The sequence below is a fragment of the Brevundimonas sp. GW456-12-10-14-LB3 genome (assembly GCF_059424365.1).
In genome coordinates this window covers 1-9,333 of record NZ_JBWKZJ010000058.1, presented here as the reverse complement: position 1 = coordinate 9,333, position 9,333 = coordinate 1, and the positions used below count along the sequence as shown (strand labels likewise).

General features: G+C 66.0%; 12 protein-coding genes. 4 read left to right on the top strand and 8 right to left on the bottom strand.

Annotation, left to right across the window (positions count from 1 at the left end; genetic code table 11):
* From AC07XS_RS15300 to hppD, 6 genes are all read right to left on the bottom strand, one after another.
* Nucleotides 1-564 (bottom strand): hypothetical protein (locus tag AC07XS_RS15300; RefSeq protein ID WP_182715126.1); only part of this gene is annotated, 564 nt, incomplete at its 3' end.
* A gap of 84 nt (nucleotides 565-648) precedes the next feature.
* Entirely contained in the window at nucleotides 649-909 is a 261-nt protein-coding gene (locus AC07XS_RS15295) for a hypothetical protein (RefSeq protein WP_224764472.1), read from the bottom strand.
* Nucleotides 906-1,982 carry an isoaspartyl peptidase/L-asparaginase gene (locus tag AC07XS_RS15290; protein ID WP_182715125.1) on the bottom strand — a complete coding sequence of 359 codons (1,077 nt, stop codon included), beginning with the start codon at nucleotides 1,980-1,982 and terminating at the stop codon, nucleotides 906-908. Before AC07XS_RS15290 ends, AC07XS_RS15295 begins: the two co-directional genes overlap by 4 nt.
* Nucleotides 1,983-2,295: 313 nt before the next feature.
* A complete protein-coding gene (locus AC07XS_RS15285) occupies nucleotides 2,296-3,330 on the bottom strand; it encodes a DUF4238 domain-containing protein (RefSeq protein WP_182715124.1) in 1,035 nt (344 codons plus the stop codon).
* Nucleotides 3,331-3,339: 9 nt separating this feature from the next.
* Nucleotides 3,340-3,525 (bottom strand): hypothetical protein, encoded by a 186-nt coding sequence (locus AC07XS_RS15280; RefSeq protein ID WP_054764115.1) that lies wholly within the window; start codon nucleotides 3,523-3,525, stop codon nucleotides 3,340-3,342.
* Nucleotides 3,526-4,638 (bottom strand): 4-hydroxyphenylpyruvate dioxygenase, encoded by a 1,113-nt coding sequence (gene hppD / locus AC07XS_RS15275; protein ID WP_182715127.1) that lies wholly within the window; start codon nucleotides 4,636-4,638, stop codon nucleotides 3,526-3,528. It lies immediately after the preceding gene.
* A 138-nt stretch (nucleotides 4,639-4,776) separates the two neighbouring features.
* On the opposite strand from hppD, the gene AC07XS_RS15270 reads away from it, so the two are divergent.
* Nucleotides 4,777-5,115, top strand: coding sequence for a hypothetical protein (locus AC07XS_RS15270; RefSeq protein WP_182715123.1), 339 nt, complete (start codon nucleotides 4,777-4,779; stop codon nucleotides 5,113-5,115).
* 8 nt (nucleotides 5,116-5,123) lie between these two features.
* Here the strand turns inward: AC07XS_RS15270 and AC07XS_RS15265 are convergent, their stop codons facing one another.
* A complete protein-coding gene (locus AC07XS_RS15265; RefSeq protein WP_182715122.1) occupies nucleotides 5,124-5,759 on the bottom strand; it encodes an exopolysaccharide biosynthesis protein in 636 nt (211 codons plus the stop codon).
* A gap of 106 nt (nucleotides 5,760-5,865) precedes the next feature.
* On the opposite strand from AC07XS_RS15265, the gene AC07XS_RS15260 reads away from it, so the two are divergent.
* From AC07XS_RS15260 to AC07XS_RS15250, 3 genes are read left to right on the top strand one after another with little or no spacing between them, the layout of a single operon-like run.
* Complete coding sequence (locus tag AC07XS_RS15260; RefSeq protein WP_182715121.1) at nucleotides 5,866-6,441, top strand: YqaA family protein; 576 nt, start codon at nucleotides 5,866-5,868, stop codon at nucleotides 6,439-6,441.
* Between the two features lie 39 nt (nucleotides 6,442-6,480).
* Nucleotides 6,481-7,023 (top strand): disulfide bond formation protein B, encoded by a 543-nt coding sequence (locus AC07XS_RS15255; RefSeq protein WP_182715120.1) that lies wholly within the window; start codon nucleotides 6,481-6,483, stop codon nucleotides 7,021-7,023.
* 4 nt (nucleotides 7,024-7,027) lie between these two features.
* The gene (locus AC07XS_RS15250; RefSeq protein WP_182715119.1) at nucleotides 7,028-7,600 is read left to right on the top strand and encodes a demethoxyubiquinone hydroxylase family protein; all 573 of its coding nucleotides are present in this window, start codon (nucleotides 7,028-7,030) and stop codon (nucleotides 7,598-7,600) included.
* 142 nt (nucleotides 7,601-7,742) lie between these two features.
* Here the strand turns inward: AC07XS_RS15250 and AC07XS_RS15245 are convergent, their stop codons facing one another.
* Nucleotides 7,743-8,945, bottom strand: a complete 1,203-nt coding sequence (locus tag AC07XS_RS15245; RefSeq protein WP_182715118.1) for an acetyl-CoA C-acyltransferase — start codon at nucleotides 8,943-8,945, stop codon at nucleotides 7,743-7,745.
* Nucleotides 8,946-9,333 lie beyond the last annotated feature (388 nt).

Here is a 9,333-nt window from a genome sequence, read left to right as displayed (position 1 = left end):
GCCGGATTCATCGGCGGGGCCGTGCTCCACCCGGTCGCCCTTGATGACCACATGGCTGTTGGAGACCACGGTCACATTGGCCGGGACGGCGGGGTGAGGGGGGGATGGATGGTGGGCCCCTTGGTCGGGCTTGGCTGTCGGCTCTTGCGGCGGCGTCTCTTCCTTGGGTTTGATCGTCTCCTTGATCCGGCCCTTCAGGGCGTGATCGACGGCTTTCAGCGGCTTGGACGGCCCCTCGGCCAGGACCACGACCGCGCCCAGACAGTCGTCATAGGTGGCGCGCAGGGCCTTGGCGGCGCCGACCAGGGCGTCGCTGTTGGCGGTCATGGCTGCGTGGCAGGCGCGGTCGACGGCGCGCCAGATTGATTCGGCGGCGTCGGCCTGGGTGGTCGAGGCGCCCTTGCCGGCCCGCCAGGCCAGGACCGTCAGACCCAGGATCAGGGCCGCCAGCAGCAGGAGCAGCAGCGGGTGGACGCCAAGGAGTAGAGTGGAGTCAACGGGTTCTAACGCCGCCGGATCGGGTGTCTGGAAATCCTGCGGATAGTTGGAGACGCTCGCCGACATGCCGCACCCTGTCTGACCCGTTGTTCGCCGAACCATGATGCCGCAGCGGCGAAGCCGGGCCAAGAAAAAGGTTAACGACAGCCCTCAGGCGGCAGGGGTCAGCAGGGCGCGGGCCTCGGCGCCGGTCCGGGCCGCGCGGTCGCGCACCTCGACCTCGACGATGACGCCGCCCTCGGGCTCGACCGCCCACAGATAGCGACGCTCGACCTCGACCGTGCGGCCGGAGGGGGCGAACCCCTCGAACGCATCGCCCCAGGGGGTGATCTTCTTCAGCTCGACGAAGGGCATGGCGCAGGCGGCGTCCAGCTCCTCCTCGGCCATCTTGGTCAGTTCGTCGTCGGTCAACGGGGGTCTCCTTCGTCGGCGTATATGGCGACGCGGGTCGGGGTATTCGAAGACACCGCCCCCCGATACATGCCCGAGGTGTTCATGGCGAAGGCGGGGGTTCCGTTCAGGCCCATGACGATGACGCCGCCGTCGCCGCCGATCGAGCCGACGTCGGCGATTTCGGCCTCCGCCGCCGCCTGGACGGTCGCGCCGTCGGCGGTGCGGCGGCAGATGTCGCGGGCGACGGTGGAGCGGATGAAATATTCGCCCGAGCCGGTGGCCGAGACGGCGCAGCCGTCGGCGTTGGAGGCATAGGTGCCCGCGCCGATGATCGGCGCGTCCCCGACCCGGCCCCACCGTTTGGCGGTCATGCCGCCGGTCGAGGTGGCGGCGGCGAGGCGGCCCTGGCTGTCCAGGGCCACGGCGCCGACCGTGCCGAACTTCTTCTCGTTCAGGGGCGGGGCGACGCTGGCGTGGTGGGCGGCCGATTGGTCGACGGGCGCGGGGGCGCCGGCGGGGCGTTCCGGTATGGGCAGGCCGGCCTCGGTCAGGGCCTTGACCAGACCCTGCCAGCGGCGCTCGGTAAAGAAGAAGGACGGATCGACCTGCTCCAGCCCGACCGAGGCGGCGAAGGCGTCGGCGCCGGGGCCGATCAACATGACGTGGGGCGACCGCTCCATCACCGCCCGGGCGGCGGCGACGGGGTGGCGGGTCGCAGTCAGGCCGGCGACCGCGCCGGCGGTCAGGTCCGATCCGTTCATGACGGCGGCGTCCAGCTCGTTACGACCCGCTGCGGTGAAGACCGCCCCGCGCCCGGCGTTGAACAGGGGATCGTCCTCCATGACCTCGACGGCGGCCTGGACCGCATCCAGCGCCGAGCCGCCGCTCTTCAGCACGGCCGAACCGGCGTCCAGCGCGGCTTGAAGCGCGGCGCGATAGGCCGCGTCCTGCGCAGGCGTCAGGCTGGACCGCTCGATCACGCCCGCCCCGCCGTGGATCGCCAGCGACCAGCGCGGCGCGGCGTCCTGGGCCTGGGCCGAGGAAAAACACAGTGCAAAGAGTGCAATCAGTCCAGAACAGGCGATGCGCATGGTGAAACTCCTCCGCGCCGAAAAACCGAGTGCAATGGGTGCACATTCCTCCGAGACGCCGGTCTGTCGCAGTGTAACGCCGTGTGCGGGCGTGTCAGGTCGATTGGCCGAAGAAAATCGGAAACGAGGGAAAATCAGAGTGTTGAGTTTGGGCGTTGAGATGGCTCGCCCGCGTGAGTTGGAGCCGCCCATTAGCGGAAGGTCTCTTTGATCTTGCAGGGTTGGTCGCTAATCGACCACTAAGCGACGTTCAGCATTCCACCCAGCTGCAGACATTCCTTCGTCACGCTGATTTCTAGATTAGCCCAACTGCTTACTCAGCGGGTGGGTAAAACATCGAGTCGTTTCCGAAGAACGTATCCGCTACGGCGGTCTCCAATGCGTCTGTCCAATCAACTTTATCGTACTGCCATTGTAGATGAGTGCACCGAGTGAACGTCTCTTCAATGTTGGACGGCTGTGACCGATAGAAGACAAAGCGCTTGGAATAGATCTGAACCGAGCGATTTACGAAATCGATTTCGTCGTTTGTTAGATTCAACACAAAGGCGCGTGGGTAGGAATGATAGCGCATTGGGTGTGTGTAGAAGATTGCAATCGCTGGCGTCAGCGGAACGATACAACGGACACCCCGTGGAGAGTTGGCGACCGAGTGCACGTTGTGGAAGAAACCATCGCCAAATATGAACTCACGACTACCGCTGAGAAGCACGGCGAACTTGCCTCGCGTCATAGCCTCTGACAGCGTCGCTTGAGCATTGCGAACATTCATGCCGAGCAGGCCACGATCACCGTTGTTGGGGTCGAGCCCAATGCGTTCGCGTAGTGCGCGCGTCCCGCTTTTAACTCTGTGACGGAAACTGGGACTACGGGCGATAAGCGAAGCGAGAACTTTGGTGAGTGACGTGAAACGTTCCTCATCGACGATAAGCGGCGTGAGGCGCTTAGAGAGTGTGCTGTCGGAGGGAACGATCGGCGACTCCGCCGTTTTCAACCAGTCAATCAACGGAGTGATCAGAGCGTCGGGTGGTCCGAATGTGTGTTCGAACGACTCGTCCCAAGGGCTCGCCACATCGCTAAGATAGATATTGTTGTCGTTGCGGATCGCTCCAAATTGCTCCGGCTTGGATGTTACGAGCTCACCGTCGCAAGACAGGCTGTGAGCCAGGCCAGCGCTGTCAGCCCAGTGCCGTGATAGCGTCTTCGGCCACCAATGATGACGCTCGTTCTTTGGGATGAGCTTCTTGTGCTTCGGCACGGCATACTCGTTGTCGAACGTGTTGGCAGTTCTAACTGCCGCTACAACTCCCCAGTATTCTCGATCCATCCACTTGCTGGCGAGCGCCAACTTCACCCCTCACCCCCGGTGGTGCAGCCGTTTCCAGATCCTGTAGGCGACGATGGGGGCGAAGCCGCAGATCAGGGCGGCGATCAGGACCGTCCAGAAGCCGCCCTCCAGCCAGAAACGCCCGGCCAGGGCGCCGGCGCCGGCCGCAAGGGCCGGGCCGAGCCAGGGCAGCCAGGTCGGCGGCCGCATCTTCATTCAGGCGTCGACCTTGATGACGCCGCGACGGATCTGGTCCAGCTCGATCGAGTCGAACAGGGCCTGGAAATTGCCGTTGCCGAAGCCTTCGTTGCCCTTGCGCTGGATGATCTCGAAGAAGATCGGGCCGAAGGTGTCCTGGGTGAAGATCTGCAGCAGCAGGCCTTCCTCGTCCGAACCGTCGATCAGGATGCGGTTCTTGCGCATCCGCTCCACGTCCTCGCCGTGGTTGGGCAGGCGTTTGTCGATCAGTTCGAAATAGGTCTCGATCGTGTCCTGGAAGTCCACGCCGCGGGCGCGCATGGCCTCGACCGTCTCGAAGATGTTCTCGGTGGTCAGGGCGATGTGCTGGATGCCTTCGCCGTTGTAGCGGCGGATGAACTCCTCGATCTGGGAGTTTTCGTCCTGGCTCTCGTTCAGCGGGATGCGGATGGCGCGGTCCGGCGCGATCATGGCCTGGGAGAAGAGGCCGGTCGCCTTGCCCTTGATGTCGAAATACTTCTGTTCCTCGAAGTTGAAGACCGAATTGTAGAAGCCCGACCAGGTGCGCATCTGACCGCGACGGACGTTGTGGGTCAGGTGGTCCAGCACCTCCAGGCCGACGTTGTTCTTGCGCTCGGCCTCTTCCCAGCCCTCGATCTCGTCCCAGGCGTCATACAGGGAGCCGGCGTCGCCGTACTGGTCGATGACGTACAGCAGCGAGCCGCCGATGCCTTGCAGGATGTAGGGATAGTCGCCCAGGGCGCCGCCGTCGGCATCCGTCGCGGCCACGGCGCCGCGCTGGAGCGCCCCCTCATAGGCGGCCTTGGCGTCATTGGTGCGGAAGGCCATGCCGTTGGCCGAGGGGCCGTGATCCCTGGCGAAGTCCGCCGCCTGGCCCTTTGGCGAGCGGTGGACGAGGAAGGAGATGTCGCCCTGTTTCAGGCGCACCACGTCGGTCTTGGGGTTCACATGGGTCTTGGTGAAGCCCATCATCTCCAGCCGCGCGATCATCGCCTGGGGCTCAGGGCCGGTGAATTCGACGAATTCGAAACCGTCGACGCCCAGGGGATTTTCCCGGTCGATCTGTTCAGCCGTCGGCTGATGAGGGGCCTGGCTGGGGTTGGGGGTCATGTCGTTCATGGCGCGTCTCCCGCGTAGCGTTCTGAGGCGGGCTTAACCGATAGGGGCCGCCGATTGGCGCGGAACCTAGTCGCGGATGACGACAGAGCCAAGGCGGTCCCACGGGGTCGTGATGCGGAGGGCGTTCTGATGGACATCCGCAATCCTGGCGTGCCAGATGGATGGCCATTGGGGGAGGCAGACATGGACTATCTAAAACGCGCGCCGTTTGGCGGACTGTTCCTGGTCACATTCACGGTGGCGGCGACGTTTCAGGTGTTGATGGCCCTGTTGGGACTACTTCTCGCATTTCTGTCGCCCGGCCTGTTCTTCATGAACGGCGCTCCGGCCACTTCGCCTGTACAGGCGGTCGGCGTTCTCCTGTTTCTTCTGGTCGTCGGACTGGTCGTCAACGCCGGAATATCGGCCATAGGCGCCCTGCTGTGGATGGGCGTCCGGATCGCACTGCCAAAACCCGCCTCCGTTTAAGACGGGGTTCAGCCCGGCAGCAGCCGCGTCGCCCACTCGGCGCCCAGCAGCAGCCCTGTCGCAACCGCGCCCAAAATCGTCAGCCAGGCCGTCGTCACCGCCGCCCCGGCGATCACGAACAGGCCGTCGCGCTGGATCAGGCCGACCGACAGCAGGGCCAGGGCCACGGAGGGGACGGTGTTGGTCAGGGGCAGGACGATGGTGGCCGTAGCCAGGATCATGAAGATCGCCGCCAGCTTCTCGCCCGGTCCGTCGGCGAAACGCCGCAAGCGGGGGCGCGACAGCCGGTCGATCCAGCCCAGTTTCGACTCGGCGAAATCGGCCATGGCCTTCAGCCAGGAGCCCTTGGCGCGCAGCTTCAGGAACCAGCGCGGCAGCCAGGGCTCTTCGCGCCCGACCAGCATCTGTGCGGCCAATAGAATGACGATGACGCCCACGACCTGGGGCACGCCGTACAGGCCCGGCACCAGGCAGGGGATGGACAGCAGCAGGATCAAAAGGCCGTAGGCCCGCTCGTCCAGCCGGTCGCGGACCTCGTCCAGGGTCAGGCCGGCGTCGCCGCCCTCGTCGGACAGGCGACGCAGCAGACGGGTGATGTCGTGGCTGACGTCGTCAGCCTGGGGGGATGGGCGGGGCGCGGTCATCTGAGGGGCTTAAACCGCAACCGCTTCAGTCGCGAGCGTTGCGGTGTCGCAGCGGGTGACGGCGAGACCGGGTCTTGCTAGGGCGGGGCGGTTCGAGGAAATCTCCATGCTTCGCAGACTTTATGACGGCGTGTTCGACCTGGCGCGCCATCGCCACGCCACGCCGGCCCTGGCGGCGGTCTCCTTCGCCGAGAGTTCCTTCTTTCCCATTCCGCCCGACGTCATGCTGGCGCCGATGATCCTGGCCCGGCCGGAGCGGGCCTATGTCTACGCCGGGGTCTGCACGATCGCCTCGGTTCTGGGCGGGATGCTGGGCTATGCGATCGGCTATTTCCTGACCGACGTCGGCCTGGCGATCCTGAGGTTCCTGGGCCATGCCGACGGGCTGGATCATTTCCGCCAGTGGTTCGCCCAGTGGGGCCTGTGGGTCATATTGATCAAGGGGCTGACCCCCATTCCCTACAAGCTGGTGACCATCGCCTCGGGCCTGGCGGCCTTCAGCTTTCCGGTCTTCATGGCGGCGTCGGTCGTGACACGGGGCGGGCGGTTCTTCTTGGAGGCCTGGATTCTGAAACGCTGGGGCCCGGCCATGCTGGCCCAGGTGGAAAAGCGCCTGGCTCTGTGGTCGGGGACCGGCCTGGTTCTGCTGATCGCCCTGATCGTCGTGCTGAAGCTTCTGTAAGTCGACGCGGGGACCGGACCGGAGTAAGACCGTTTCGCAATGAGAAGCCTCTATCGCCTGCTGACCCGTTGGTGGACCGCCTTCGCCCTGGCCGCGTCGCTGGCCATGCTGGGCGCGGCCCATGGGTTCGAACGGTTCGCGGGCCTGGCGCCGTGCAACCTTTGTCTGAAACAGCGCGAGGTCTATTGGGGCGCCGTGGCCGTGGCGGCCGTGGCGACGGCCTGGACGGTGCTGAGCGGCGGGCGACGCGGCACGCCCCGGATCGCCGCCTTCCTGCTGGCGGCCGTGTTTGCGACGGGCGCGATCACCGCCGTCTTCCATATGGGCGGCGAATACAGGTGGTGGAGCCTGCCGGCGACCTGCGTCAGCAGCGGGTCGGTCGATCTGGAGAGCCTGACCGCCCTGGCCCTGGGCACGGGGCCGGCCCAGAGGGTGGCCATGTGCGATTCCGTGGCCTGGAGCTGGCTGGGCCTGTCGATGGCCGGTTGGAACGCCCTGATCTCCCTGGCGTTGGCCGGGTTCAGCCTGCTGGCGACCAAACGCCCCAAGGACGCCCGCGCCCCCCGCTTCGAAAGGGCCTGATCCCATGACCGACGCCGCCCCGCACACTCCTCTGCCCCGCCCGGGCCTGGGCGCGGACAGGGCGCGGATGGACGAAATCCTTCGCGTCGATCACGCCGGCGAATATGCGGCGGTCCTGATCTATCGCGCACAGAAGGCCGTGTTCGAGGGGCGCAATGCGCGCGGCGACATCGTGCGCGACCTCGGCGAAATGCAGGATCAGGAGGCGGTTCACCTGGCCCGGTTCGAGCGACTGCTGAACGAACGCCGCGTGCGGCCGACGGCCATGACGCCGCTGTGGCGCATCGCCGCCTCGGCCCTGGGCGCCGGCACGGCCCTGATCGGCGAAAAGGCGGCCCACGCCTGCACCGAGGCGGTCGAGAGCGTGATCGAGAAACACTACGCCGACCAGATCGCCGAGATCGGCGACCGCGACCCGGCCCTGGCCGCCGAGCTGAAACAGTTCCGCGACGAGGAGCTGGCCCACCACGACCACGCCGTCGAGCACGGCAGCCGCGAGGCGCCGGCCTATCGGCTGCTGAGCGGGGTGATCAAGGCGGGATGCCGCGCGGCGATCAAGATCAGCGAGAAGGTTTGATCCCGCGCCACCGTCACCCTCGGGCTTGACCCGAGGGCCGGGTGGTCCGCCGCATTGCGCCAAAGGCGATGCACAGCCCGATCCACGCCCGGTCCTCGGGTCAAGCCCGAGGATGACGGATTTGGAATGGGGCGTGGCCGCCTTAATAAATCTCGAACAGCCCCGCCGCGCCCATGCCGCCGCCGACGCACATGGTGACGACGCCGTATTTGGCCCCGCGCCGCTTGCCCTCGATCAGGACGTGGCCGGTCATCCGGGCGCCCGACATGCCGTAGGGGTGGCCGATGGAGATGGCGCCGCCCGAGACGTTCAGAAGCTCGTCGGGGATGCCCAGGGTGTCGCGACAATAGAGAACCTGGACGGCGAAGGCCTCGTTCAGCTCCCAGATGCCGATGTCGTCCGCCGTCAGCCCGTGGCGCTTCAGCAGCTTGGGCACGGCGTAGACGGGGCCGATGCCCATCTCGTCCGGCTCCACCCCCGCCACCGCCATGCCGCGATAGGCGCCGAGCGGCTGAAGATTGCGTTTCACCGCCTCGCCGGCCTCCATGATCACACAGGCCGAGGCGCCGTCGGACAACTGGGACGCATTGCCGGCGGTGATGTATTCGCCCTGCTGGATCGCCTCGCCGCTGCCGAAGACGGGTTTCAGCGCCTTCAACCCTTCCAGAGTGGTTTCGGGCCGGTTGCCCTCGTCCTTGGACAGGGTCACCTCTTTCGAAGCGGTCTCGCCGGTGGCCTTGTCCGTGACCAGCATGGTGGTCGTCATGGGCACGATCTCGGCGTCCAGTCGCCCTTCCGCCTGGGCCGCCGCCGTGCGCTGCTGGGACTGAAGGGCGTATTCGTCCTGGCGGTCGCGGCTGATGTTGTAGCGGCGGGCCACGACCTCGGCCGTCTCCAGCATCGACATATATATATGGGGCGCCAGCTTCAGCAGGGCCTCGTCCTTGCCGCGGTACAGGTTCATATACTGGTTCTGGACCAGGGAGATGCTCTCCAGCCCGCCGCCGACCGCCATCTTCTGCTGGTCGAAGATCACCTGTTTGGCCGCCGTGGCAATGGCCATCAGGCCCGAGGCGCATTGACGATCCAGGCTCATGCCCGGAACCGAAGACGGCAGGCCGGCCGCCAGGGCGACCTGGCGCGCGACATTGGTTCCGGTCGAGCCCTGCTGCAGGGCCGCGCCCATGATCACGTCCTCGATCTCGGCCGGATCGACGCCGGCGCGCTGGACCGCGTGTTTGACGGCATGGGCGCCCAGCTGTTGGGCCTGGGTGTCGTTGAAGGCCCCGCGATAGGCCCGGCCTATCGGGGTGCGGGCGGTGGAGACGATGACGGCTTCGCGCATGGAGGGTCCTTCCCGGTTTCGTTCGCCGCTTTGGAGGCGCGGCCGTGTTTCCTCATGGGCGGAACTTAGGCGCCTCCCCCCGCGGTAAGGCAAGCGGAGAGCCTCGTCGGGTCGTCGGCGCCCAGGTCTTTTGTGTTGAAAGGGCGCCACAGTCGCCACATTGTTCGCAGATGCGAGGGAACCGCAGCCGCAGCCTGCCGTTCGGCTCCTGAACGTCGGGCGGACAGCTCGGCTTCGGGCATTTTTTACAGAACGAGGAAGCTATGAAGCTCAAACTTCTCGCATCCGTCGCTGCCGCCGGGCTGTTCTCAGCTGGCGCGGCCTCGGCAGATCCCAACGGTTGGTATGGCGCGATCGACGCCGGCTACCACATCATCGACGACATCAA

What these genes read in the sequence shown, in the direction of transcription:
- AC07XS_RS15290 (WP_182715125.1), bottom strand. Translation starts at nt 1,982, where the DNA reads ATGCGCATCGCCTGTTCTGGACTGATTGCACTCTTTGCACTGTGTTTT.
- AC07XS_RS15280 (WP_054764115.1), bottom strand. Translation starts at nt 3,525, where the DNA reads ATGAAGATGCGGCCGCCGACCTGGCTGCCCTGGCTCGGCCCGGCCCTT.
- hppD (WP_182715127.1), bottom strand. Translation starts at nt 4,638, where the DNA reads ATGACCCCCAACCCCAGCCAGGCCCCTCATCAGCCGACGGCTGAACAG.
- AC07XS_RS15270 (WP_182715123.1), top strand. Translation starts at nt 4,777, where the DNA reads ATGGACATCCGCAATCCTGGCGTGCCAGATGGATGGCCATTGGGGGAG.
- AC07XS_RS15265 (WP_182715122.1), bottom strand. Translation starts at nt 5,759, where the DNA reads ATGACCGCGCCCCGCCCATCCCCCCAGGCTGACGACGTCAGCCACGAC.
- AC07XS_RS15260 (WP_182715121.1), top strand. Translation starts at nt 5,866, where the DNA reads ATGCTTCGCAGACTTTATGACGGCGTGTTCGACCTGGCGCGCCATCGC.
- AC07XS_RS15255 (WP_182715120.1), top strand. Translation starts at nt 6,481, where the DNA reads ATGAGAAGCCTCTATCGCCTGCTGACCCGTTGGTGGACCGCCTTCGCC.
- AC07XS_RS15250 (WP_182715119.1), top strand. Translation starts at nt 7,028, where the DNA reads ATGACCGACGCCGCCCCGCACACTCCTCTGCCCCGCCCGGGCCTGGGC.
- AC07XS_RS15245 (WP_182715118.1), bottom strand. Translation starts at nt 8,945, where the DNA reads ATGCGCGAAGCCGTCATCGTCTCCACCGCCCGCACCCCGATAGGCCGG.